The 26,657-nt window shown below is 45.1% G+C and carries 17 protein-coding genes; 12 read left to right on the top strand and 5 right to left on the bottom strand.

Annotated elements, in window-relative coordinates; translation table 11 throughout:
* Positions 1–32: 32 nt before the first annotated feature.
* Entirely contained in the window at positions 33–1,772 is a 1,740-nt protein-coding gene (locus tag AB6C75_RS14750) for a DEAD/DEAH box helicase (RefSeq protein ID WP_371709637.1), read from the bottom strand.
* A 97-nt stretch (positions 1,773–1,869) separates the two neighbouring features.
* Here AB6C75_RS14750 and rsuA point away from each other — a divergent pair, with 97 nt between their 5' ends.
* The 3 genes from rsuA (at position 1,870) to AB6C75_RS14735 (ending at position 4,656) form a co-directional block, all read left to right on the top strand.
* Positions 1,870–2,565: a 16S rRNA pseudouridine(516) synthase RsuA gene (rsuA, locus tag AB6C75_RS14745; protein WP_009847085.1), complete on the top strand. Its 696-nt coding sequence runs from the start codon at positions 1,870–1,872 to the stop codon at positions 2,563–2,565.
* 214 nt (positions 2,566–2,779) lie between these two features.
* A complete protein-coding gene (locus AB6C75_RS14740) occupies positions 2,780–3,997 on the top strand; it encodes a Bcr/CflA family multidrug efflux MFS transporter (RefSeq protein ID WP_017101184.1) in 1,218 nt (405 codons plus the stop codon).
* The gene (locus AB6C75_RS14735; RefSeq protein ID WP_009847083.1) at positions 3,997–4,656 is read left to right on the top strand and encodes a DUF2913 family protein; all 660 of its coding nucleotides are present in this window, start codon (positions 3,997–3,999) and stop codon (positions 4,654–4,656) included. Before AB6C75_RS14740 ends, AB6C75_RS14735 begins: the two co-directional genes overlap by 1 nt.
* A 127-nt stretch (positions 4,657–4,783) precedes the next feature.
* On the opposite strand, the gene AB6C75_RS14730 is transcribed toward AB6C75_RS14735, so the two are convergent.
* On the bottom strand, positions 4,784–6,220 hold the full coding sequence (locus AB6C75_RS14730; RefSeq protein WP_009847082.1) for a DUF2867 domain-containing protein: 1,437 nt from the start codon (positions 6,218–6,220) through the stop codon (positions 4,784–4,786).
* Between the two features lie 96 nt (positions 6,221–6,316).
* Between AB6C75_RS14730 and AB6C75_RS14725 the strand changes: the two genes are divergently transcribed.
* The 5 genes from AB6C75_RS14725 to nhaA all read left to right on the top strand — a co-directional run bounded on the left by AB6C75_RS14725 (position 6,317) and on the right by nhaA (position 13,495).
* The gene (locus tag AB6C75_RS14725; RefSeq protein WP_102258612.1) at positions 6,317–7,690 is read left to right on the top strand and encodes an MATE family efflux transporter; all 1,374 of its coding nucleotides are present in this window, start codon (positions 6,317–6,319) and stop codon (positions 7,688–7,690) included.
* Positions 7,691–7,812: 122 nt separating this feature from the next.
* Positions 7,813–8,484: an ABC transporter ATP-binding protein gene (locus tag AB6C75_RS14720; protein ID WP_009847080.1), complete on the top strand. Its 672-nt coding sequence runs from the start codon at positions 7,813–7,815 to the stop codon at positions 8,482–8,484.
* Entirely contained in the window at positions 8,465–10,918 is a 2,454-nt protein-coding gene (locus AB6C75_RS14715) for an ABC transporter permease (RefSeq protein WP_372108051.1), read from the top strand. Before AB6C75_RS14720 ends, AB6C75_RS14715 begins: the two co-directional genes overlap by 20 nt.
* Positions 10,908–12,056: a lipocalin-like domain-containing protein gene (locus AB6C75_RS14710; RefSeq protein ID WP_012604245.1), complete on the top strand. Its 1,149-nt coding sequence runs from the start codon at positions 10,908–10,910 to the stop codon at positions 12,054–12,056. Before AB6C75_RS14715 ends, AB6C75_RS14710 begins: the two co-directional genes overlap by 11 nt.
* Positions 12,057–12,331: 275 nt before the next feature.
* Complete coding sequence (gene nhaA / locus AB6C75_RS14705; protein WP_029222855.1) at positions 12,332–13,495, top strand: Na+/H+ antiporter NhaA; 1,164 nt, start codon at positions 12,332–12,334, stop codon at positions 13,493–13,495.
* A gap of 237 nt (positions 13,496–13,732) precedes the next feature.
* Here the strand turns inward: nhaA and AB6C75_RS14700 are convergent, their stop codons facing one another.
* Complete coding sequence (locus tag AB6C75_RS14700) at positions 13,733–14,344, bottom strand: OmpA family protein (protein WP_032499588.1); 612 nt, start codon at positions 14,342–14,344, stop codon at positions 13,733–13,735.
* Positions 14,344–15,651 carry a TolC family outer membrane protein gene (locus AB6C75_RS14695; RefSeq protein WP_012604242.1) on the bottom strand — a complete coding sequence of 436 codons (1,308 nt, stop codon included), beginning with the start codon at positions 15,649–15,651 and terminating at the stop codon, positions 14,344–14,346. Before AB6C75_RS14695 ends, AB6C75_RS14700 begins: the two co-directional genes overlap by 1 nt.
* A gap of 301 nt (positions 15,652–15,952) precedes the next feature.
* Between AB6C75_RS14695 and AB6C75_RS14690 the strand changes: the two genes are divergently transcribed.
* The 4 genes from AB6C75_RS14690 to fabV all read left to right on the top strand — a co-directional run bounded on the left by AB6C75_RS14690 (position 15,953) and on the right by fabV (position 24,580).
* Positions 15,953–19,762: a VCBS domain-containing protein gene (locus tag AB6C75_RS14690; protein ID WP_372108060.1), complete on the top strand. Its 3,810-nt coding sequence runs from the start codon at positions 15,953–15,955 to the stop codon at positions 19,760–19,762.
* Positions 19,763–20,200: 438 nt separating this feature from the next.
* A complete protein-coding gene (locus AB6C75_RS14685) occupies positions 20,201–20,830 on the top strand; it encodes a TetR/AcrR family transcriptional regulator (RefSeq protein ID WP_009847073.1) in 630 nt (209 codons plus the stop codon).
* A gap of 55 nt (positions 20,831–20,885) precedes the next feature.
* Positions 20,886–23,168, top strand: a complete 2,283-nt coding sequence (locus AB6C75_RS14680) for an acyl-CoA dehydrogenase (protein WP_004734682.1) — start codon at positions 20,886–20,888, stop codon at positions 23,166–23,168.
* 209 nt (positions 23,169–23,377) lie between these two features.
* Positions 23,378–24,580: an enoyl-ACP reductase FabV gene (fabV, locus tag AB6C75_RS14675; protein WP_372108050.1), complete on the top strand. Its 1,203-nt coding sequence runs from the start codon at positions 23,378–23,380 to the stop codon at positions 24,578–24,580.
* A 184-nt stretch (positions 24,581–24,764) separates the two neighbouring features.
* Here fabV and AB6C75_RS14670 read toward each other — a convergent pair whose 3' ends face one another.
* A complete protein-coding gene (locus AB6C75_RS14670) occupies positions 24,765–26,447 on the bottom strand; it encodes an aspartate:alanine antiporter (RefSeq protein WP_012604238.1) in 1,683 nt (560 codons plus the stop codon).
* Positions 26,448–26,657 lie beyond the last annotated feature (210 nt).

Below are 26,657 nucleotides of genomic sequence, written 5' to 3'. Positions count from 1 at the left end.
TCCTTTTATTAATTCTGTTGATTATTTGGATTCTATTGCTTCAGTTCATCTTCGAATATCTTGTCTCTCATTTTCCAAAAGCGCCCGACTTTACGTGCAATGACGAATTGAGGTGGGCGGAATCGATGTTGGTGAGCGACCACTTTCGTTGGTGAAGATTCCTCGAAGGGGCGGTGCCTGTCTGCAAGGTGAGGGCGAACAAACTGATCCTTAAAGTTCTGTTTCTGTTTCTTGGTGGTTAATGACCAAAACTCATGCACTTGTGCTTGGTTTTCTCCACGGTAAGTGACCTTAAGCTGCGACTTGCCTTTTTCGTCCTTGAGAACGTTAAGGTCCATTTCTAAACACTCAAACACCAACGCATCTTTGAGGTTTAACGCTTCCTTAAGCTTTTTATCTGGGTCGACCAAGGTGGCATCACACTCATGACAAATGCGCGCGGCAATGTCGTTGTCAGCGCCGCATTCACCACAATACTTAGCACGAAAACGATAGTTACAGTGCTCGCGTTCGCCCGTGTCTTCATCGGTAAAGTAGCCTTGGCATTTACGGCCAAAGTGTTCGAGTAAGAAGCCGTTGCTGTCTAGCTTGCCCCAGAAGTTATTATTGAAGCCGCAAGCAGGGCAGGGAATAGTGATGATTTCACTGTCTGAGTCAGGCTTTGGGTCTCCGACCTCTGGTTGGTAAAGGTCGTAACTGTTGCCCGCATAGTCGAGCACTAAACACTCTTTTTTACCCGGAGATAGGCGTAAGCCACGGCCAACGATTTGTTGGTACAAGCTAATAGATTCTGTTGGGCGCAAAATCGCGATTAAATCCACATGGGGCGCATCAAAACCTGTGGTTAATACTGACACGTTAACCAAGAACTTGATTTTACGTTCCTTGAAATCATTGATGATTTGGTCACGTTCGAGTGTCGGTGTGTCGCCGATTACAATTGAAGCTTCACCTTCGGGCAGTAAACCAAGGATCTCTTGTGCGTGTCTAACGGTCGCAGCAAATACCATGATGCCAAGCTTGTCTTTGGCCAGTTCAATGATTTGATCGACAATTTGTGGGGTAGCACGCTTCGATTGCTCAATCACCATATCGAGCTCTGATTCTTTATAGCGCCCCGTACTTGCAGGTTTTAGCTGTGAAAAGTCATAACTCAATACTGGCGCATCGATCATACGTGCTGGTGTTAGAAAGCCTTCGTCCAACAAGTAGCGAATCGGCAACTCGAAAATACAATCTCTGAAAAACCTAGGCTCTTCAGAACGCACTTGGCCACGCGTGTGATACTGATAAAGCCAACCCATACCAAGACGATAGGGGGTCGCGGTCAGTCCAAGCACCTTGATGCCCGAATTATTCTCGCGCAAGTGAGTGATCACTTTTTGGTAGCTACTGGTCTTTTCATCGGGAACACGGTGGCATTCGTCGATAACCAACAGTGAAAATTGGTTAGAGAATGAATCGAGGTTGCGAACCACAGATTGAACCGAAGCAAACACCACTTGTTGGTCTGTTTCTTTTCGCCCTAAACCCGCAGAGAAAATTGAGCCTTTTAGCCCATAACCTTCATACTTTTCATGGTTTTGTTCGACCAACTCTTTAACGTGAGCGAGTACCAGAACTCGACCTTTCGCAAGCCTTGCTAACTCTGCAATCACCAGGCTTTTTCCTGCGCCTGTAGGCAATACAAGAACAGCCGGTGTTTGGTGTTTTCTGAAGTAATGAATCACTGATTTTACTGAGTCAGCTTGGTACGGGCGGAGTGTATACATATCGTGTCTTGTAAAATGAAAAACAAATAGTGTGAAATAGCTCAACTAATTGAGCAAAGGTGACTATAATACCCGACTTAGATTAGTTGAGGTATTCATGCGTTTAGATAAATTTCTGTGCGATGCGTTAGGCGTCACTCGAAGAGAAGCAACACACTTATTAAAATCAAAAGCAGTGACAGTAAATGATGTCATTCAAAAAAGCGGCTCACTTAAGGTAACTGAAGAGTGCGTTGTGGAATGGCAAGGCAATGAGCTGAATGTTCACGGCCCGCGTTACATCATGCTTTACAAGCCAGAAGGTTTTGTTTGTTCGCATGAAGATGGTTCAAATCGCACTGCGTTTGAATTACTCGATGAAATCAAAATGGACAAGCTGCACTTTGCAGGTCGTTTAGATGTTGATACAACGGGTCTTGTCTTAATGACAGACGACGGTAAGTGGTCTCACCGTATCACATCGCCAAAGCACAAGTGCGAGAAGATGTACCGAGTGTGGTTGGTTGAACCTGTTGAAGACGATTACGTTGAAAAGTTCAAAGAGGGCATCCAGCTTAAGAGCGAAGACGGCCTAACACTTCCAGCACACCTTGAAGTACGTGCAGAGCGTGAAGTGTTGCTAACGATTCACGAAGGCAAATACCACCAAGTAAAACGCATGTTTGCAGCACTTGGTAACAAGGTAGAAGCACTGCACCGTGAACGTATTGGTGAAATCGAGATGGACGAGTCTTTAGAGTTGGGTGAATACCGTTACCTAACACAAGAAGAAGTAGACTCTATCTGGAAGTAATCTTTTCTACCGTAGATGTGGCCGACCAAGGATAGCGTCGGCTGATTATTTTGACTGGTACTAGGACAGTTTCAGCCATTATTACTATATGTTCATGTATGTGTGCGCATATTCGTGTATCACTGTGCGTATTCGTGTATTGCTACGTGTATATTCGTATATTGCTGCGTGCATGCTCGTGTGCACATAGAACTTAGTACTTAGTCGGAGAGTTATGCAAACGTCTACCTCACAGACCCCAAGCTCACAACCACAAACGCCTCAGTTAGGTTGGATGCTATTTTTGGTTTTGGGCGCTATTGGTGCTTTAACACCACTCGCCATCGATATGTACCTACCTGCAATGCCAACGATCGCCAAAGATCTTGGTGTGACAGCAGGGGAAGTGCAAATCACACTTACCGCGTACACCGCAGGTTTCGCTTTAGGTCAGTTGTTACATGGTCCGTTAGCCGACAGTTATGGTCGCAAGCCAGTTCTACTGATTGGTGTGCTCTTCTTTGCGATAGCGTCTGTCGTGAGTGCGACGACTCATGGTATTGAAGCGTTAACGTTAGTTCGTACCGCTCAAGGTTTTGCAGGTGCTGCCGCAGCGGTCATTATCCAAGCGGTTGTGCGCGATATGTTCGACCGTGAAGATTTCGCAAGAACCATGTCGTTCGTTACCTTAGTGATGACGGTTGCGCCATTAATTGCCCCTATGATTGGTGGTTATTTGGCATTGTGGTTCGGTTGGCGTTCAATCTTTTGGGTGTTGGCTATTTTTGCGGTTATCGTGATTCTTGCGGTTATCATTAAGATCCCTGAAACACTGCCTGTTGAAAATCGTCAGCCATTGCGTTTTAAAACGACGATTCGCAATTACGCTCGTTTATGTAAAAACTCGACCGCTATGGGCCTAATTTTCTCGGGTGCGTTCTCGTTCTCTGGGATGTTTGCATTCTTAACCGCAGGCTCTTTTGTCTACATTGATGTCTATGGGGTACGTCCTGACCTGTTTGGTTACCTGTTTGGCCTGAACATCGTTGCGATGATTTTGATGACGACAATTAATGGTCGAATTGTTAAGAAGGTTGGCTCTCATACCATGCTGAGAGCCGCGCTGGTCATTCAATTATTAGCTGGCGTCGGTTTACTGGTTGGTTGGTTATTGGATCTCGGGCTTTGGGGTATTGTGCCGTTTGTGATGCTATTTATTGGCACCATTTCTACTATCGGCAGTAACTCTATGGGTCTATTGCTCAGTGGTTATCCAAACATGGCCGGTACGGCTTCATCGCTTGCGGGAACATTAAGATTTGGTACTGGTTCTGTCGTTGGAGCTATCGTTGCGATGCTGCCAAGTGACAGTGCTGGGTCTATGGCTATGGTAATGGCTGCGTGTGCAGTAATGTCAGCGTTACTATATTGGACATTAGGAAAGAAGGCATAATGTCAAAATACTATATTGAAATTCAGAAGTTAGTGAATGATGCATTAGGCGAGCTTTACGCTCTGCACAAAGCAGGCAAAGCGATTGATGCGCCTATTGCGAACAACCTTTATTTAGTTCGTTGGGTAACGAAGGCGATTAAGGCTCAGTCTTATGATCGTGTGATTGTGCCTGACTTGGTTCGCTGGCAGAAACAGGGCCGTTCAAAGGGCAATAACTCTGATTTAACTTTTACCTTTAAACGTATTTCTGCGTTTTACGGACGTTTTTTCCCTGAAGGCGAAGAGCCTAAAGCGCTAAAAGACAGTGATGTTGAAGCGTTCATGGACAAAATGTACGAGATGGGTTGGAGTGTATCAAGTGAAGACGAGCTAACGACTGGCGGCAAAATTCAGTTCTTCACTGATGGTGAGCACTCTTTTGCACTTTGTGGCAAACAGTGTGACGATTCGTTCGACGGTGAGCTAATGGTAAAACCAATGAACTGGTTTGTTCGTGGTAACCACGCTGAGTTTATTCAAGCAGCGATGGAAGCAGGTTTCATGCTTCACAAAGTCACTGACTACAAGTCAGCGGTGAAGTATCACGGTGAATACATCGTGTACCCAGCTAACCAAGGCAACCAACTGGCTGAGATCCCAATTAGCGTTATTGGCTAATCTCGTGACAGTTAAAAATATAAAGACCGCCTAAATGGCGGTCTTTTTCTAGCAAGAAGGTGTGGAGGCAGTCTCATCTATAGCTCTTAATTTCTTCGCATCTCGTTGCCCGGATCTCGAATCTGCTTTAATCCTTCATTTGCTCTTTAGCTTGCTTCTCAATCGCCTTCACCATGCCTTTAAAGATAAACAGGTGAGCAGGCATCATTGCGAACCAATAAAGTAAGCCTAAAAAGCCTTTTGGATGCCACCAAGCTGAAATGTTCAGTTCACGAGAATCACCGAGGTCAGATACGGTAATTTCGAGTCGCCCTAAACCGGGGCCTTTCATACCGAAAAGCAGAGATAGAAACTGATTCTCTTCACAGCGAATAACCTTCCAAGAGTCAATCTTGTCACCGACTTTTAGGTTAGGACCTTCTGGCATTTGTCGAACAGGTACACCACCGCCAAAGAGAAGGTCTAACCATTCGCGTGTGCGCCATAAAGCGTTAGCGAAGAAGTAACCTTGTTTCGGGCTTCCTATTTGCTGAGCAACGTGCCAGAGGGAATCTAAGGATGCGCTTGAGGTGATACTTGCCCCTGTTTTCTTCGGGTAATAGCCATACCCAGCTTGCCAGCGCTTGAAGGCGGTTTTGTCAAAGCCCCAAACATTACTTTTCACGAAGTTTCCTTCAGCGTGAATCGCTTGCTCAACCATATTTTCGAACGAGATAAGCTTCTGAGGGTACTTTTCTCTAATGATGGTCGAACTGGCAATAAAGTCATGCTTTAAGCCCGCGAGAAGCGCTCTGCCTATGTTGGACGGAACAGAAGTCACCACGCCCAACCAATATGACGCAATTGAGGGCGTGAGGAGTGACGTCGCCCAAAGCCTGAGTGGGCGATCGGCAGTTTTTGCAATGTGAGCAAATTGATTTCGATAAGAGACAATGTCTGGCCCGCCAACTTCGAAGGTTTGGCTTTCGCTAGGCGTGTCTTGTGCGAGTTTGAGCAAGTAGTGGTTCAGGTTCTGCAAGGCAATAGGGTTGGCTTTAGAGTCGACCCATTTTGGCGCAATCATAATAGGCAAGTTGTAGACGAAGTCTCGCATGATCTCGAACGCTGCAGAGCCAGGGCCAATGATGACGCCTGCTTGAAGCTCGGTTACCGGTACTGGTCCTTTACGAAGCAGTTGTCCGGTTTGTTTTCTCGCTTGAAGATGCTCTGAATCACCAGTTTGGGGCTGAAGCGAACTGAGGTAGATGACGTGTTGGTTTTTTGGCCCAAGAGCCGAAACAAAGTTACGAGCCAAGTTGAGTTCGTAATCAATGAAATCATGGCCTTCAGCCATTCCATGTACAAGAAAGAAAATAAGGTCAAAGTCAGGGACGAGCGCTTGTGTCGCAGCTTGATCTGCGAGATCAAGGTATTCAAGTGACAAGTTGTCGTGAGGCTCGGTTCGTGCTTTTAAATAGTCGATATGCCTTGCTGCAGCTGTGACTTGATAGCCTTGCTCAAGCAAGAGAGGGAGGAGCTGCGAACCAACATATCCAGAAGCGCCTAAAACCAGTACTTTCTTCATTGTTACTCCATTTATCTCTGTGGTTAAAAACCGAACATTGATATAATAGCGTGATATTTATCTTTATTCATCAATACGTTCCGTTTAGGTATCTCTATGTTGCTCTCTTCAATTATTCATCACACTCGAGGTGATTTTGTTCGTAGGCTTATTGCGATTGCTTTGCCTATTACTTTGCAGAGCATTATGTTTTCAAGCCGAGGCTTAGTGGATGTGTTGATGTTAGGTCAGCTTGGAGAAGCGGATATTGCGGCGGTGGGTGTGGCGAGTCGAGCCATGTTTGTCACGACCATTATGCTGGTGGGTGTCACTACGGGTGGTGCACTTCTTACTGCTCAATATTGGGGCGCAGGTAACAAACAAGGTGTGCGAGAAAGTACCGCACTTACATGGTTGGTTTCAACACTGTTTGCATTACTAACTATTGTTTTCTTCGTTTCATTTCCCGCACAAATCATGGGCGTGACGACTGACTCCCAAGAAGTGATCAACCTTGGTGTTGAATACATTGTTATCACCTCGTTTAGCATGCTAGCTGTATCGTGCGTTAGCAGTATGGCTGTAGGTTTGAGAGCGATGCACAAACCCGGGCTAAGCACCTTCTTCAGCGGTATCGGTATCCTGTCTAACGTGTTCTTAAACTGGGTGCTGATCTTCGGTAACTTAGGCTTTCCTGCGCTTGGAATCAAAGGTGCGGCGATTGCGACGGTATTGAGCGGTGCCATTGAAGTGGCGACCTTATATGGTTATCTTTATTGTTCAAAGCATCTCTTGGCTTTCAAGTTATGCGATATAAAAGCAGCAGCTTCGATTGAAAAAGTGGTTCGCTTCTTAAAGTTATCGCTGCCGACGACGTTTAACTTTTTGGCGTGGGCGGGTGGCTTATTTGCTTACCACGCGATCATGGGGCAATCGGGCGTTCAAGGACTGGCAGCACTGTCAGTGATGACTCCGGTTGAATCTATCTCATTGAGTTTACTGATTGGCCTTTCGAATGCGGCAGCGGTTCTGGTGGGTAATCAACTTGGCGCAAAGAATAATGAAGCGGTTTATTACCAAGCGTTAGGCTTAACGATTTTGTGTTTCTTGACCAGTATCGTGGTCGCGATTTTTCTTTACTTCGTACAAACGCCAATACTGAATGCTTTTAGTGCACTGACGGAAGAAACCAGAGCCCTCTCAGAAAAGTTCATTCTAATTTTAAGCGTGGGTATTGTTATCCGATCGGTACCGCTGACTGTCATTGTTGGTGTGTTGAGAGCGGGCGGTGATGTGAAGTTCTGCCTTTATCAAGACCTGATTGCCCAATGGGTGATCGGTATTCCGCTCGCCGCGATTGCTGCTATCTATCTGAAGTTTCCACCTGAGTGGATATATCTACTTTTCCTCACTGAAGAAGTACTTAAGTGGGGTGGGTCGCTCTATCGCATGAAAACAAGAAAATGGATTAAAAACTTGATAGGAAATTGAAGTAGAGCGCATCAACCCCATCACTTTATCGTTGGTGTGTGATCTATCTTTCAAAATACTTCCTCCTAACAGGGAATTAGTGTAGATTCTCATTCCAAATTCTAACTAATGTGAGCTGTTTAATGTTAAAGCTGTCAGACCTGTGTAAAGGCTATGTCGATGGGGGGGAGTTTCACCCTGTTTTGCAAGGTGCTGAATTAACATTAAACCAAGGTGATCAGCTGGCATTAATGGGAGAAAGTGGCTCTGGTAAGAGTACTTTGCTGAATCTTATCGCGGGTTTAGACCTCGCCGATTCAGGTGAAATCGCTTTCCCTCACTTCGATATGCACGACTCGACCGAGCGTGACCGCACCGCTTATCGTAGAAACAACATCGGTCATATCTTCCAGCAATTCAACTTGCTACCAACGCTTAACATTGCCGACAACATCCGTTTTTGCCGCCAGTTAAAAGGTTTACCTGAAGATAAGGGGCTCTGGAGACAGATTCTTTCTGCTTTAGACCTGATGCCTTTGCTTGGTCGTTACCCTGAAGAAGCGTCTGGTGGCCAGCAACAACGTGCTGCGATTGCTCGTGCCTTGTATATGGAACCGAAAATTTTGTTGGCCGATGAACCAACGGGAAGCCTTGATGAGCGCAATGCGGAAGCTGTGATGCGTTTGCTGACCTCTTTGGCCCGCCAATTAGAATGTACATTATTGCTGGTGACACACAGTGAGAAAGTTGCATTGCATATGGATGGCAGAATTCGCCTACAAGGAGGGCAACTGCATGTTATGGCCCGTAGTTAAAGCGCTACTTGGTCACTATCGACGTTACCCACTTCAGATTATCTTGGTATGGCTTGGTTTAACCCTAGGCGTATCACTTTTGGTTGGTGTTACCGCTATCAACCAACACGCCAAGCAAAGTTATACGCATGGCGAAAAACTCTTTTCGAATCCTCTTCCTTACCGTATTCGACCAAAACATAACGCGAATAAAATCCCGCAAGGTTTTTACATTCAGCTTCGTCGTGAAGGCTTTCAGCAGTGTTCTCCTTTTGACCACCATAGTATCACTGATGAAAATGGTGCAAACTTTATGCTTATTGGCATAGACCCTGTTTCTATGCTTCAGCTTCAGCCTGGTGCTGCCCTAAAAGAACTCACCACGTTAGATCTCATGAAACCACCATATCCGATCCTAGTGAGTGATGATCTTGCTGAACATATGGAATGGAAGGATGGGGACTACATTCCACTGATGGATGGTTCAGAGCTAGGTCCAGTGGTAGTGGACCAAAATAACCTGATTAATGGTACAAGGTTGATTGCGGATATCTCTTTGCTCCGAATGCTTAAACGCAGTGCAGGGCTTTCCGTGATTGCGTGTTCAGACATGTCTCCCGAGAAGTTTGAACGTCTTAAAAACATGTTGCCCAATGGTTTGACAATCTCTCGCAGCTCTAAAGCTGAGCTTGAGTCATTGACTAGCGCTTTCCACTTAAATCTAAAAGCGATGGGCATGCTGTCGTTTGTCGTTGGCTTGTTTATTTTCTATCAAGCGATGTCGCTGTCTTTCATTCAGCGCCAACCACTCGTCGGAATCTTGAGACAAACAGGTGTGTCTGGTTGGCAACTGACTAAAGCGCTTTGCTTAGAGTTATTGTTATTGGTTCTACTGAGCTGGATCTGCGGTAATGTATTCGGTGTCATGTTGGCAAACCAACTGTTACCTGCCGTTTCTTCGAGTTTAGGTGATCTTTACGATGCGAATGTGGGCTTAACCCTTAGCTGGAGTTGGCGTTGGAGTGGTTATAGCTTATTAATGGCGTTGCTTGGTGCATTCCTAGCGTGTGCATGGCCATTGGTTCGTTTGCTGAGGTCGCAACCGATTCGTTTGTCATCTCGTTTATCTTTGATGCGCTTTGCTGGCACTGAGTTTACTTGGCAAGCATTGATTGGTTGTGGTTTCTTGGTTGCAGCTGTCGCTGTGTATCAAGCCCCACAAACGCGAGAATCTGGTTTTGCGATTATTGCCCTGATGCTCGTCAGTGTGGCTTTGTTTACGCCTTTCTTGATGTGGAAGCTGTTCAACAGTTTGTCTTATTCACTGCGTTGGGTTCGTGCTCGCTGGTTCTTTGCGGATGCCGCTTCAAGCATGAGTTATCGTGGTGTGGCGACAATGGCGTTCATGCTAGCGTTAACAGCGAATATTGGTGTAGAAACCATGGTGGGTAGCTTTAGGGATACCACCGATAAATGGCTAACACAGCGCTTGGCTGCAGACCTTTACATCTACCCAACCAACAACGCCGCTGCACGTATGAGTAATTGGCTCTCAGAACAGCCTGAAGTCGATTCAGTTTGGTGGCGTTGGGAGAAAGATGTCGCTTCCCCTGTCGGAAGTACCCAGGTGGTCAGTACTGGTCCTTCTGAAGGCGAATTAGAAGCGCTGACGATCAAGTTAGGTATTCCGAATTACTGGTACCACCTGCATCATTCGAAAGGTGTGTTGATCAGTGAATCGATGTCTCTCAAGTTAGGGATTCGCCCAGGCGACTATATAGACCTTTATGACAGTCTTGGCTCTGGTTGGCAGGTTGTCGGTGTTTATTACGATTATGGCAACCCTTACCATCAAGTCATGATGTCACATCGAAACTGGCTATCTGGGTTTGCTGGACGCGGAAATGTCGGTCTAGGCGTCATACTCAAAGATGATGTCAATTCCGTAGGACTTCGAAGTCGATTGGAAAGCGTATTCAGGCTTGGATCTGAGCGTATTTTTGATAATAACAATATTCACAGTCAGGCGATGAGAGTGTTTGATAGAACATTCGCGATAGCTGATACATTGGGTAACATCACTTTGGTCATCGCGGTCTTTGGCATCTTTTTCGCGACGGTTGCGGGTGAAGTGTCTCGACAAAGGCATATTTCATTGCAACGTTGCTTAGGGGTCTCGGCAAAAGAGCTGATTTTTACAGGCAGCTTGCAGTTGTTTGTGTTCGGACTTATTTCTTCCTTGATTGCTATCCCGCTCGGATTGGCGTTAGCCAGCTTGATCGTCGATATTGTCATTAAGCAGTCTTTTGGGTGGTCACTCGAATTACAAGTGATTCCTTGGGACTATTTGCAGACATTTGCGTGGGCCATGGCAGCATTAATGTTAGCTGGTGCATTGCCAGTGATGAGAATGATTCGGAACACACCGATGAAATCACTGAGGGATGCGCTTTAATATGCTTCAACGAAATGGCTCAAAAAAACTCAGACACCGATTTGTTTCTGCTCTATTACTGATTGGTTTCTTTGGCACTATTTTAGGTGTCTGGGCTTACTATTCCTATTTTGTCGATGTTGGCGATAAGGGCGAGAATGAGGTTAATTCAGTACTTGTAAGTGAGCACTTCAATGTGTTTGAACCTGTATTGCCAGACCGAGGCGTTTCGTTGCCTCGTGATTTCCAGTTCCACCCAGAATTCCAGCATGAGTGGTGGCATTATTTTGCGTCTCTAAAAGGGGATGATGGGAAAAAGTACTCGGTACAGTGGAGCTTCTTTCGCATTGCAACCGATGAGCGAGAAACCTGGGGGTGGCAAAGCCCGCAGGTTTATATTTCAAATGTGGTAATTTCGTCTGAATCTAAGGTTTGGAAAGAGCAACGTTTGGCGCGTGGTGGCATTGGACAGGCGGGAATGACCAGTCATCCGTTTAGAATTTGGATTGATAACTGGAACTGGCGTGCCTTGGGTAACACACCGTTTCCAGGTCGCCTTCAAGTACAAACCGATACGTTCGGCCTTGAACTCGACACTATTGCGAAAGGGCCATACGTGCTCAACGGCGATAACGGCTATCAGAAAAAGCACGACTTATTGCCTGTCGCGTCTTATAACTTCAGCGCTCCGTTTTTATCTTTGAGTGGGGTTTTGAATCTCGACGGTGTAACGAAAGAAGTCGAAGGTACTGCGTGGGTGCATAAAGAGTGGGGCAGTGGTTTACTCGGAGTCGGTCAGCAAGGCTGGGATTGGTTCGTGTTTAATCTCGATGACGGTACTGCACTGAGCATTAACCGCTATCGCCACAATCAACAATTGCCTTATGTTTTTGGAACATTAGCAACTCGTTCTGGCAAAGTGTATCAGCTAACGGACTCCGACATTTCTATCAAGCCATTACAGAATACGACGCTAATGAATGGCAGAAGAATGCCGCTCCAATGGATTATTAACGTGCCACAACACGATATCAATCTCACTACGCGTATCAAACGTAGGGATATGTGGCTGCCTTTTGTCATACCCTATTGGGAAGGGCCAATTATGGCGAGCGGAAGCCATGAAGCAACAGGCTTTATGCAGTTAACTGGCTACTAAAAAACACCTAAGGCTATCATTTGATAGCCTTTTTTTATGTTTGATATTCCGACAACCCTCGAATTATTTGTGCATACAGCCTTGGTGAACTCATCTATACTTAATTCATGGTGCATAACAATATTATGGAATATACGACGTATTGTTTAGTATTTGTAGGAAAAACCGAAGTTAAACATCCGAAGAAGTGATTATCTATCGATAGAGCTTGGATATAAACTCGTGGTTATTCTTTGTTATTCGTTTATTTAAATAATAAATATAAGGGCGAAATCATGACCGACGTCATCCGTGACTTCTTTAAATTGGAATCTGCTGGCGGCATCATACTAGTCATCGCTGCGGCGATCGCAATGTTTGTAGCAAACTCACCATTGAACGAAATGTACCAAGGGGTACTGCACAGCTATGTTCTTGGTATGTCTGTATCACACTGGATTAACGATGGCTTAATGGCTGTCTTCTTCCTTCTAATTGGCTTAGAAGTTAAGCGCGAACTGTTAGAAGGCGCATTAAAGTCTAAAGAGACAGCAATCTTCCCAGCTATCGCAGCGGTGGGTGGTATGCTAGCTCCTGCACTTATTTACGTGCTATTCAATTCAAGTAACCCTGAAGCGCTTCAAGGTTGGGCTATCCCAGCGGCAACTGATATCGCTTTCGCATTGGGCATCATGGCTCTTCTTGGTAACCGTGTACCGGTAAGCTTGAAGGTATTCCTACTAGCGTTGGCAATTATCGATGATCTAGGGGTTGTTGTTATCATTGCACTGTTCTACTCAGGCGATCTATCGACGCTTGCACTAACGGTTGGCTTCATTGCAACTGGTGTGCTGTTCATGCTAAACAACAAGCATGTAACTAAGCTGAGTGTTTACCTTATTGTTGGTGCAATTCTGTGGTTCGCAGTATTGAAGTCAGGTGTTCACGCAACATTGGCTGGTGTAGTCATTGGTTTTGCTATCCCACTGAAAGGCAATAAAGGAGAGCGTTCTCCGCTGAAACATCTAGAACATGCTCTGCACCCATACGTCGCTTTTGCAATTTTGCCAATCTTCGCATTTGCAAACGCAGGTATCTCACTAGAAGGCATCTCAATTTCAAACCTTACAGGCATGCTACCGCTTGGTATTGCTATGGGTCTATTGGTTGGTAAGCCTCTGGGTATCTTCCTATTCAGCTGGGGTGCTGTGAAAACGGGCATCGCTAAGCTTCCTGAAGGTGTGAACTTCATGAACATCTTCGCGGTATCTGTGTTGTGTGGTATTGGCTTTACGATGTCTATCTTTATTTCATCGCTGGCATTTGGACCAACGAACGCAGATTTTGATACGCTTGCTCGATTAGGTATCCTGATGGGCTCAACGACCGCAGCTATCTTAGGTTACTTCCTGCTAAGTATTTCTCTACCGAAAACTAAGCATCAAGAAGTAAAATTATAATTGGTAGGTAAAAGCATAATCGGTAGTAGGTTCGCTTAAGAGGGAGCCTACTCACTGAGTAACAAGTCAATTTCTGAGTAGCAAGAAGAGTCACAGAATCACCTTTACGATTCATGTGACGACAAAGAACAAAAAGCCGTGATTGGTAACCCTATCACGGCTTTATTGATCTTGAAGCTAAGCTGTATTTGTAAGCGAATTTACCTTACATCTTGCGCTTTCAGTGATGATGTCACGTTACTTTTCTAGTGTGGTAAAAATGGTCCACTCTTCAACGATCTGCTCACTTAACCCAACTACGGTCGCGGTTACCTTACGATTCAGTGCGTGTGAAGTAGGATCGTCACCATCGTTTTCTAAGCGTTCTTCACCATAGCCAACAATTCTCACGCGCTCTGGTTCTATACCATTCGAAAGTAACTCATCTTGTACATTGTTTGCTCGTTTCTTTGACAAGTCTAAGTTGTATTCGTTGGAGCCCACTTTACTGGCGTAACCTTGGATTTCAATTGAAGCGCTTTTGTAGTTTTCAAGAAACTCTGCCATGGTGCTAATTTGGCTAGAAAATATTGGGTTTACTTCAAATGAGTCATGAGCAAAGAGTATTTTCAGCTGTCGTACTTCTTCTGCTCGAATTGTTTCACCACAGCCATCATTGTCGACTTGTGATGTTTCTGGTGTACCAGGGCAGGTATCTCGCGCGTTTACTACACCATCTTTATCATCGTCTTGTAGATCGGCAATTTGTTCAGCTTCGGGCGTCTCGATGTAGGCTTCTCGCTGCTGATTGGAGCAGGCAAATAAAGTCATCGTTAATACGGGAAGTAATAAGTAAGTTATTTTCATCATTAATACTCCACGGCCGTTGTCCACTCTTCTGGTATGTCGACCAGTAGAGCGTTCAATAAAGAACCTGTAGCGTTCATCACTCGGTATTTAGCGTACTGCTCCGAGTAATGGGCATCCAGATAATCTTTGCGGGCTTCAAACAGTTCGTTCTCAGTATTGAGCAAGTCAAGTAGAGTACGTTTCCCTATTCGGTATTGTTTTTCATAGGCGATAACGGTTTCTGAAGCTGAATCAACATGGTCGGATAAAAAGTTTTTCTGTTGCAGTGTGAGATCTAAGGCGCTCCATGAGAGACGAAGTCCTTCTTCGACTTGGCGATAAGCACGATCTCTAAGATCTTTCGCCTTATTGAGTTGGTAAGCAGAAGCTTCTGAATTGGCGCTGTCTGCACCACCGTTATATAAGTTATACCGCATTCTCAACATTGCGAGCGTTTCTTGACTTGAACCTTCATCGCCTCCTGCATCATCACGCCATGACTGAGACGCTTCGATAGAGAATGTAGGATAGTTTACGCCTTTGGACTGTTTATATTGAAAATGTGCTGCGTCGACATCTGCCGCCGCTATTTTAATTACAGGGTGTTTATCTAAAGCGTCAACTAGGGCATCTGACAATGACAGTGGAATCCAAGATATGTCGGCCCTTGGGTAAATCAGACCTAGCGGTTCTTGTCCTACAACTCTTCTAAATTGGGTATGTGTGTCGATCAAATTATTCTGGGCGGCTAATAAGTTACCATGAGCTTTTGCAATCCTAGCTTCTACTTGCGAAACGTCTGCGGTAGAACCTATGCCTGAACTCGCTCGTTTTTTTATGTCTTTATAGATTTTCTTGTGTATCGCAAGGTTACTTTCTGACAGCGCCAGTACCTCAGTCGCTTTTACTGCGTCGAGATATATTTGTGTTACCTCCAGTGCTTTGTCTTCGGCATCGGCTATCAATTGCAAACGAACTGATTCGGCTTCTGCAGCGGTACGGTCAATATCGTTCAGAGTCGAAGAACCATCCCACAGCAATTGAGTGAGGGAAATCGTTGCTTCCTTTCTTGTTAGATCCGTGTCTGGACCGTTATTTGGTGCAGGGTTTATACCTTCATAACCAATACCGGCATCAAGGTCGATACTCGGCCTGTATGCCCCACCAGAGGCGTCATTACGCTTTTTCACGCTCACATATTCGTTAAAGATGCTTTTTATCTCTGGATTCGTTGCCAGGGTAATAGCCACAGACTGTTCCAGAGTTTGAGCGGCGAGTGGTGCTGCAGCAACTAAGCAACACATTATGGATAATTTAAACAATTTCAAAGTAGCTCTCCTTCTACTTTCAATGCCTCATCCGTTTCCCAACCTACGTTTACCGTTGAATTGAGTGAATGGTATTAAACGAAGCTTAGGACATTTGCAAAAAAATGCGAAGTTTGTTGGTTTTTTTTTGAATGTAAGTCGCTATTGCTATTGACTAATTTAAAAAGCATCGCATTCCCATGCCTTTAGTGAGTTGATTATCAATAATGCCACTACTAAATTTATTGTAGGAAATAGCCACAGCGCAGAGTGGGATTGGATCCGCGTTTGGTGTGTTCTGGGCAGAAGTGGGAATATGGATATGGGAAATATCAACCTAAGTATACTAGGTCTTGCGAACGGCGTTATAGTGCTCGACGCTCAAGGCCAAGTTAGACGTTTGCCTCCGGGCGAGCAACCAGCTGCTAGCGACGTCATTGTCACTGTCGAAACAACTGAAGAGAGCGTGCCAAACGTTTCTGCACGGTTTGTCGATGACCAAGGTCAGCAAAACGTGATAGACACTGATGATGCGATCGCTCAAGTTCAACGTGCTATTGAAGAAGGGTTTGATCCAACAGAATTGGGTGAAGAGTTTGATGCCGCCGCGGGTGAGCAAGGCTCAAGTCTAACCAACAGCGGTAGGATTGAACGTACAGGGGCTGAAACTCTTGCTTCAACAAACTTTGAAACTGACGGACTTGAATCTCAAGGGTTGTCCGAAACGCAAAGTATTGCTCTTTTCGATATCATTGCTCTTGCGCTTGTTTCAGGTGAAACCAACGTTATTGAGTTTGAACAGGATGAGCCTATTGAAACCGGGGGCGCTTTAACCATCGACGATCCGGACGTTACCTTTATCGCCAAAGATGTGGAAGGCGAAAATGGGTTCGGGTCTTTTGTCGTTAATGAGGATGGCTCGTGGACATTCGTGGCCAACAGTCTATTTGATGAACTTGCTGATGGCGAGCAAATTCAAGATACGACGACAGTGCAAACCTCCGACGGTGGCGAACAAGTCATCACCGTCACCATCATTGGTACTGATGATGCGGCAGTCGCTACCGATGACTCGGGCAGTGTGACTGAGGACATTGATGTAGATGAGATCACCAATCAATTAGTGACGTCTGGTCAGATCGTAATTACAGATGTAGACAGCGACACTCCTACCTATTCAGCTGACGGTGAGTTTAACCTCGTAGGTTCAACAAACGAATCACAGCTAGGCGTATTGAGCATCGACCCTGATGGTGCTTGGACTTACGTAGTTAACAACGACGATGTTCAGTACTTGGATGACGATGAGTTCGTTACTGAGGTTTATACCGTGACAGCCAGTGACGGTACCACTAGCGAAGTGACTATCACTATTAACGGTGCCGATGATCCATCTGACATAACTGTTGGTGAAGGTGATTCAGACACAGGAGAAGTGACTGAGGATGTAAATGTTGATCCTGAGAGTAACGACTTGATGGCGACGGGAACACTGACGATTACCGATGTTGATACTAACGATGTTGCGGCTTTTCAACCTAACGGAACGTTTAATCCTGAAGGTTCGACCAATGACACCGCGTTGGGTATGTTGACCATTACCGATGATGGCGAATGGACTTACGTCGTAGACAACGACGATGTGCAATACCTTGACGACGATGAGTTTGTCACCGAGGTTTACACGGTTACTGCAATAGACGGAACCACGAGTGAAGTGACCATCACCATCAATGGTGCCGATGATCCGTCCGAGATTACCGTAGGAGAAGGTGACTCAGACATGGGGGAGGTGACGGAAGATGTCGATGTTGACCCGGAGAGTAACGACTTGATGGCGACGGGAACACTGACGATTACCGATGTTGATGCTAATGATGTGGCGGCTTTTCAACCTAACGGAACGTTTAATCCTGAAGGTTCGACCAATGATACTGCGTTGGGTATGTTGACCATTACCGACGATGGCGAATGGACTTACGTCGTAGACAACGACGATGTGCAATATCTCGATGACGATGAATTTGTCACCGAGGTTTACACGGTGACTGCGATTGACGGAACCACAAGTGAAGTGACCATCACCATTAACGGTGCTGATGATCCATCTGAGATTACGGTTGGGGAAGGTGACTCAGACATGGGTGTGGTGACGGAAGATGTCGATGTTGACCCGGAGAGTAACGACTTGATGGCGACGGGAACACTGACGATTACCGATGTTGATGCTAACGATGTCGCGGCTTTTCAACCTAACGGAACGTTTAATCCTGAAGGTTCGACCAATGATACTGCGTTGGGTATGTTGACCATTACCGACGATGGTGAATGGACTTACGTCGTCGACAACGATGATGTGCAATATCTCGATGACGATGAATTTATCACCGAGGTTTACACGGTTACTGCGATTGACGGAACCACAAGTGAAGTGACCATCACCATCAACGGTGCCGATGACCCATCTGAGATTACGGTTGGGGAAGGTGACTCTGACGTGGGAGAAGTGACAGAGGACGTCGATGTCAATGAAGATACCAACGAACTCTCGGTGTCTGGTACTTTAACGATTACTGACGTCGACACGAGTGACATGCCTGCATTTAAACCTAATGGCATGTTTACCCCTGTTGGATCTACTTATGCACTTGCACTAGGTATGTTAACGATTACTCCTGAAGGGGCATGGAGTTATGTCGTTGATAACGATGCGGTTCAATACTTGAACGATGACGACACGGTTATTGAGCGATATGTCGTCACCGCCATCGATGGTGTAGAGCATGTTATCGAGATAACAATCAATGGTGTCAATGACGCACCTGAAGCGACCAGCTTTACGGTCGTTAATGATGAGGACGCGATTATACCTATTCTCTTCGATTCTGAAGATGGCGGCATGCCAGATTACATCTCAGATATAGAAGATGATCATGACGACATTCCACTTAATATTCGGATAGAAAGTTTGCCAACCAACGGCAGCCTTTTGTATACCGATGAAAATGGTGTCACGAGAGAAATTGTGCAGTCTGACGTCGACAACGGTGTGTTGTTTGTCCCAAACAATATCAGCTTCGTTGCCGGGCCTGGAGAAATGTTTGAAATGGGCTTCAGTGGTGACCCTGACGATATGCCAGAGCTCGTTGATGGTTTCTATAATTGGGGCGTCGCGGTGTCGCCAACCGAGAGACTTATTACCCTAGATAACGGCAATACGATTACGGTTACGATTGAAGACAACAATAATAAGCCTTTGAAACAGTATCAAGGTGAACAGTCTCATGTCGGTTTTGGTATTGGTGATACCGATGGTAGAGGTATGAACAAACAGGAGACCTTAGTCCTCGATTTTACAAATAATCCATTAGGGGTTGTTGATTTTGGTCTAGATGGTTTGGGTGGTTCATTTAACACCAATAGTAATGTTTATGTTGAAGTACTCTATACCTTTGCTGATGGTACAACGCATACAGAGCAGTATCAGAAAGACCCCGGAGACACCGGAAATAGCCAACTTCTATATGATTTTAGTTATTCATCACCAGATAATCCGATAGTTGGAATGGAGTTGTCATCGACAGGGGGCAGTTGGGAGTTACGCTATGTCCAAGGTAACGAGGCGGTAACTGAAGACCCGCAGTTTGATTATGTCGCGGTCGACTCTAATGGCGCAGAAAGCACGGTAGAGACGGTCACCATAGATATCGAAGAACCGCAGCAATATAACGTTATTAGTGCAGCGAGTAATGAACCTTTGTATGCCGAGTCAGGCAACGATCTGCTGATTGGAGATAGCGGAGACAACATCTTCACTTGGCTAGACTCTACGCTCGACAATGGGACCGATATCATTAAAGACTTTGAGCTTTATACGGAGGGCGCCGGTGATCTGATTGACCTAAATGATCTACTTGAAGACCCACAAGATGAAACTCAAATGGCCGAGCTGCTTGGCATGATTGAAGTGTCTGTTGATGTAGACGATATCGCACTATCGATTCCAATCAATGGCGGCAGTGATACTCAAACCATAGTGGTTGAAGGTATTGCAACGGAAATGGGAGCTTCGGTTGATCTCGGCAATGATCTTTCGGTGCTAGCCGAGTTAATCAAAAATGATGCTGCCTAGTAGGATCGTGAAATGCTTTGAACTTTAATGTAATGAAAGCCTTCGGTTTCGAGGGCTTTTTTGTGTCTACTATTAACCTAAAAAAAACACCGTGATCTTAGATAAAAAAAGCCCAAACCAACGCGGTTTGGGCGGATACAAGTATAGGAGTTAATAAGGAAAATGCAGTAATTAAGAAAACAGTGAGAAACAAGTTTGACGGCCTGTTAAACATCTAAATACTCTGTTTTCTACTTAATTTATGACCCTCGATTACCATTTCAGTTCCCCAAAAATTCATTAATTTTCTCTTTTTAATTAAACGCGTCTCTATTCAATCGCTTAGAACGTAATGCTTACAACTGGTACGACCAATTTGTGAAAATGTGATGTTGCTTGCTTGTTAAATAAATGTTCTAAGCGTATATTTCAAACAGTTGTTTAATACGAGTGATTGAAATGGCACCAAGAAGTACAACCAAAGACAAAATCTTAGATGTGGCTGAAGGCTTATTTGCTGAGCACGGTTTTAATGACACCTCTTTACGCACGATTACGAGTAAAGCCAATGTCAATCTTGCTTCAGTGAACTACCACTTTGGCGATAAGAAGACTCTGGTTCGTGCGGTACTCAATCGTTACTTAGAAGCATTTATGCCAGCATTGCAAGATGCACTAGTGAACTTAAATTTGAACGAAACGTATTCTATGAGTGACGTGTTTGAGTCTTTAAGACAGCCACTAAGGGCACTCAATGATGTAAGGCCAAATGGTACGAGTCGATTTATGTTACTCATTGGCCGAGGTTATACGGACGTGCAAGGTCACTTACGTTGGTTCATTACTACTCGTTATAGCGAAGTACTGACTTTGTTTACCAACTCAGTAATGAAAGCCAACCCAAACCTCACTCAAGAACAGTTATTTTGGCGATTGCACTTCACTCTAGGGACTTGTGTATTCACCATGGCATCTAGCCAAGCTCTAATAGAAATTGCAGAGAATGACTATGACAGAAAGATAGATGCTAAGGCAGTGGTCGATATTCTTATTCCATATTTGGCCGCTGGCATGTCAGCAAAAGAATAAAACAATAAAAAGCAAAACATTCACAAACAATATAGTGAACAAAAGGATCTGAACTATGAGCTCTCTAAGACAAAAATGGGTAAGTGACCCAGCTTTTAAACTCTTTAAAAAAGTACTACCACCCCTATCTAGCACCGAGAAAGAAGCGATGGAAGCGGGTAGCGTGTGGTGGGACGGAGAGCTGTTTTCTGGTAAACCAGATTTCACTAAGCTTCACCAGTACCCAAAACCTCAGCTGACAGCAGAAGAGCAATCGTTCATGGACAATGAACTGGAAACTCTACTCGCTATGCTTGATGACCACAAAATTGTGAAAGAAGACCGGGACCTTCCTGAAGAGGTGTGGAACTTCTTACGCAAAGAGCGTTTCTTCTCGCTAATTATCGCGAAAGGGTACGGCGGCCGTGAATTTTCGGCGCACGCCAACTCTACAATCGTAACTAAGATTGCAACGCGTAGTATCAGTACCGCGGTTTCGGTAATGGTTCCAAACTCTCTTGGCCCTGGTGAGCTGCTGTCTCACTACGGTACTCAAGATCAAAAAGATTACTGGCTACCTCGTCTTGCTGACGGTACAGATATCCCTTGTTTCGCACTAACAGGCCCTGAAGCTGGTTCTGATGCGGGTGGTATCCCTGATGTCGGTACAGTGTGTATGGGCATGCACGAAGGTAAAGAGACACTAGGCATCAAGCTTAACTGGAACAAGCGTTACATTACGCTAGCACCAGTGGCAACGGTACTTGGTTTGGCTTTCAAACTGCACGATCCAGAAAAACTACTGGGTGACAAAGAAGACATTGGTATCACTTGTGCGCTTATCCCGGCAGACCACGAAGGTGTTGTGATTGGTGAGCGTCATGATCCACTTGGTCTTGCGTTTATGAATGGTCCAACACGCGGTCACGATGTATTTATTCCTATGGAATGGCTAATCGGTGGCGCAGATTACGCAGGTAAAGGCTGGCGTATGCTGGTGGAATGTCTGTCTGCAGGTCGTGGTATCTCATTACCCGCACTTGGTACGGCGATGGGCCACCTAACAGCGAAAACGACCGGCGCATACGCTTATGTTCGTAAGCAGTTCGGTATGTCGATTGGTAAATTTGAAGGTGTTGCAGAGAGCTTAGGCCGTATTGGTGGTTTAACGTATCTATTAGAAGCGACTCGTACACTGACAACCACTTCACTTGATATGAAAGAGAAGCCGGGTATCGTAACGGCTATCGCGAAGTATCACATGACAGAGATGGCTCGTACTATTCTGAATGACTCAATGGATATCCATTCAGGTCGTGCAATTCAAGATGGCCCAATGAACTACTTGGCTGCGCCTTACCTAGGTATTCCAGTTGCTATCACAGTAGAAGGTGCGAACATTCTAACTCGTAACCTGATGATCTTCGGTCAAGGTGCGACACGTTGTCACCCATACGTATTGAGCGAAATGGAAGCGGCAGCGAACCCAGATGAGAAGCAAGGTGCAAAAGACTTTGATAGCTTGTTGTTCAAGCACATCTCACACGCAACTAAAAACACGTTTGGCGCGTTTGGTGCAGCACTTACTGGCTCTAAGTTCATTAAAGCCGACATGAGTGGTCCAACGAAGCCTTACTACCAAGATTTGACTCGCTTGAGCCGCGCGCTTGCAGTGAGTGCGGATTTCGCAATGCTGACGCTAGGTGGCGAACTGAAACGTAAAGAGCTTATCTCTGCACGTTTGGGTGATGGTCTAAGTTACCTATACATGGCGTCTGCTGCACTTAAAAAGTATGAAGACGAAGGTCGTCAACAAGCTGACCTAGACTACGTACACTACGCGGTTCAACACTGTTTCCACAATGCGGCTAAGTCGTTACAAGAAGCGTACCGTAACTTCCCGAACAAGATGGTTGGAAAAGTACTTAAAGGTCTAGTTTTCCCTGTAGGTAACCACTTCGAAAAACCGAGTGATAACCTAACAGTTCAACTAGCAGAAAGCTTGATGACTCCGGGCGCACACCGTGAACGTCTGACTCACCTTTGCTACATCGGCAAGGAAGAGGATGATAGTGTTGGCCTTATGGAGAACGCGTTCAATGCGATGTACAGCATCAAGCCTCTAGAGCGTAAGATCTTCAAAGCAGTGAAAGAGGGCAAAGTGGCTCGTAAAGGGTTGCTGGCAGACAAACTGGCTCAAGCACTTGCTGCCGATGTTCTGACACAAGAAGAAGTCGACCAAATTGTTGCTGCTGATAAACTGCGTTACACAGCGATTCAAGTTGACCACTTCAGTCATGACTTTAGTGAAACTTTGACGCGAAAAGAGTTAAAACCTAAGCTAAATAGCGTTGCTTAGATAACGAAATGATAAAAGGCACCTAATAAGGTGCCTTTTTTGTTTTTGTTGTAGAAGTCGCAATAGAAGCGTTAACAAATGGTGACTTAGTCGGCAAATATCAGTTGAGTGCTCCAACCACTTGCATTTTCACCACATTTTTACAGAAATTAGATGCCATTTGCGCACGAAACTCTTATCCTTAACCTGATTTTTTAAGGAAGTTGAATATGATCATCAAACCTCGAATTCGCGGATTCATCTGTACTACAACACATCCAGTCGGTTGTGAAGCTAATGTAAAAGAACAAATTGCTTACACAAAAGCTCAAGGCTCAATCGCAAATGCACCTAAACGTGTACTCGTTGTTGGCTCTTCAAGTGGCTACGGCTTGTCTTCACGTATTGCGGCTGCATTTGGTGGCGGCGCTTCAACTATCGGTGTTTTCTTCGAGAAAGCCGGTACTGAGAAAAAGCCGGGCACAGCTGGTTTTTACAACTCAGCAGCGTTCGATAAGCTAGCTAAAGAAGAAGGCCTGTATTCAAAAAGCCTTAACGGCGATGCTTTCTCTAACGAAGCTAAACAGAAAACAATTGACCTGATCAAAGAAGATCTAGGTCAAATCGATATGGTTGTGTACTCACTGGCATCTCCAGTGCGTAAAATGCCAGAGACTGGCGAAGTGATTCGTTCATCTCTTAAACCTATCGGTGAGACTTACACATCTACAGCGGTAGATACAAACAAAGATGCGATCATTGAAGCAAGCGTTGAGCCTGCTACTGAAGAAGAGATCAAAGACACTGTTACTGTAATGGGCGGTGAAGATTGGGAACTTTGGATCAACGCACTTTCTGAAGCGGGTGTTCTAGCTGACGGTTGTAAGACTGTTGCTTACAGCTACATCGGTACTGAGCTAACGTGGCCAATCTACTGGGATGGCGCGCTAGGTAAAGCTAAGATGGATCTAGATCGTGCAGCATCAGCGCTTAACGAGAAACTAGGCCAAACTGGTGGTACTGCGAACGTTGCTGTTCTTAAGTCAGTTGTGACTCAAGCAAGCTCTGCTATTCCTGTTATGCCTCTTTACATCGCTATGGTGTTCAAGAAGATGCGTGAAGAAGGCATTCACGAAGGTTGTATGGAACAGATCTTCCGTATGTTCAGCCAACGTTTATACAAAGCAGATGGCAGTGCAGCAGAAGTTGATGAAGTGAACCGTCTACGTCTAGACGACCTAGAACTTCGTGATGACATTCAAGAGCATTGTCGTAACCTATGGCCTCAAATCACAACTGAAAACTTAAAAGAACTGACTGACTACGTTGAGTACAAAGAAGAGTTCTTGAAGTTGTTCGGTTTCGGTGTTGATGGTGTTGATTACGAAGCTGACGTTGAGACAGCTGTTGAATTTGATGTAGCTGACATCTAATTCAAACAATCGAATTAAAACGAAATAGGCGCTCATTGAGCGCCTATTTTTTGTCTGTAGTTTGAGGAAAGTAGTATAGAGATGTGGGATGAGAAAAGAGATTAAGTAATAAAAAATGCACCAACTCAACGATGAATTAGTGCATTTAAAATATCTAATCTAAAGCGTTATAACGCTGAATAAACTAGCTAATGATAATGATAAAAGTACCCGCTAAGGTCATCAATATATTGGCTATCGCGTACGTACCCGCGTACCCCAGTGCTGGGATAGTTGAACGAGCGTGGTCATTCACTATGTCCATCGCCGGAGCACAGGTTCGTGCGCCAATGATGGCTCCAAACAACAAAGCTCGGTTCATCTTCAGTGCGTAAGCGCCGACTAGGTAAGCGAAGAATACCGGTAGTACACTCACGATAAGTGCTATCCCGATAACTTGCGGACCCACTTGGGTCAAATGCTCAAATATCTTACCACCGGCGCTCAAGCCGATACCGACCATAAAGAACATCAAACCGAGATCTTTGACCATATTCAATGCCCCTTGAGGAACGTAACCGAAGGTAGGGTGGTTCGCTCGTAAGAAGCCAAGCATGATGCCCGATAGAAGAAGACCAACGGCATTACCTAAACCAAATGAGACTTGTCCGAATGTCATGGTGATCAAACCAAACAAAATACCCAAAATGAAGAAGCTACAGAAAGCCGTCAAATCGGCCATTTGGCTGTGAATCGAGATGAAACCAATTTTTTCTGCAAGGCCGTGAACACGGCTCTTTTCACCACTCACCTGCAGTACATCACCTTTAGAAAGTACGATGTTTAAGTCCATCGGCATTTCAATTTGAGCTCTTACTACGCGATTAAGGAAACAGCCGTATTCGGATAAGTTTAAGTCAGATAAACGCTTACCCGCGATGTTGTCACTTTTAACGACGATCTCTTCTTCAACGATTCGTAGATCGAGAAGGTTACGGTCAAAAACTTCTTTGCCGTTTCGGAAACTTGGATCAAGACGAGCGTGGCTGTCAGGGAAGCCAACTAATGCGATTTCATCGCCTTCTTGCAGAATGGCATCGCCATCAGGGTGGGCAAGAATACCATTGCGTCGAATCCGCTCGATGTAGCAACCAGTTTGGCGATAGATGCCAAGCTCACGAAGGTTCTTGCCATCAGTCCAGGTAATTAGCTCTGGTCCCACACGATAAGCTCGGATAATGGGTAAGTAAACCTTACGCTGGCCAGAGGTGCCTAGGCCACGCTCTTGAGCTATTTGTTCTGCAGAGTCGTGTAGGTTTACTTTCTGAAGCTTTGGAATAAGGCGGGCAAACATAATCATACTGATTAAGCCGACTAAATAAGCCATCGCGTAACCTACAGAGAGGTTTTCTATGACCAGACCCAGGTCCATGTTTCTTGGCACTTCAGCTAAACCTGAATTGAGTGCATCTTGCGCACCAACTAATATTGGTGTTGCAGTTAGTGCTCCCGCCATCATGCCGGCGGAAAGTCCGAAACCAAGACCTAAATATTCGCTGCAAAAATAAGTAAGGGCAATAGCCGTAGAAAGTACAACGAGGCTAAGAATAAGGTAATGCTTACCGTCTCTGAAGAATATACCGAAGAAGTTGGGGCCAGCTTCAATACCTACACAGTAAATGAAGAGCATGAAACCAATCGTGAGAGCGTCGGCGTTAAAGGAAAAGCCAAGATGTCCCATGATAAGAGAAGTAATCAGAACACCGATTGAATTTCCTAGTTGGAGACTACCGAAACGAATTTTACCAATGGCGAGGCCAATAGATAACACAACAAAAATGAGAAGGATGGGGTTTTGTTTTAACAGCAGGACAACGTCGATATTCACAGTGATTGCTCAATAATTAGCGTGAAACACAGGATCAGTTTGAGGAATGAATTGTATCTAAATATAAATAAATTATAAGTGCTATTTTCAATTTTATTCGATATTGACCTTAATCTTACTCCGGTTGAAAAATTGTCATAAAAAAGCCCGCTACAATGAGCCAACACCTATCATTTAAGGTGTTTAGATCGCACAGTGTAGCGAGTCTTA

This window comes from Vibrio sp. 10N.237.312.B06 (assembly GCF_041464685.1).
GTDB lineage: Bacteria > Pseudomonadota > Gammaproteobacteria > Enterobacterales > Vibrionaceae > Vibrio > Vibrio tasmaniensis_A.
The sequence above is the reverse complement of the archived record's forward strand: the minus strand, read 5'-3'. Positions and strand labels throughout refer to the sequence as shown.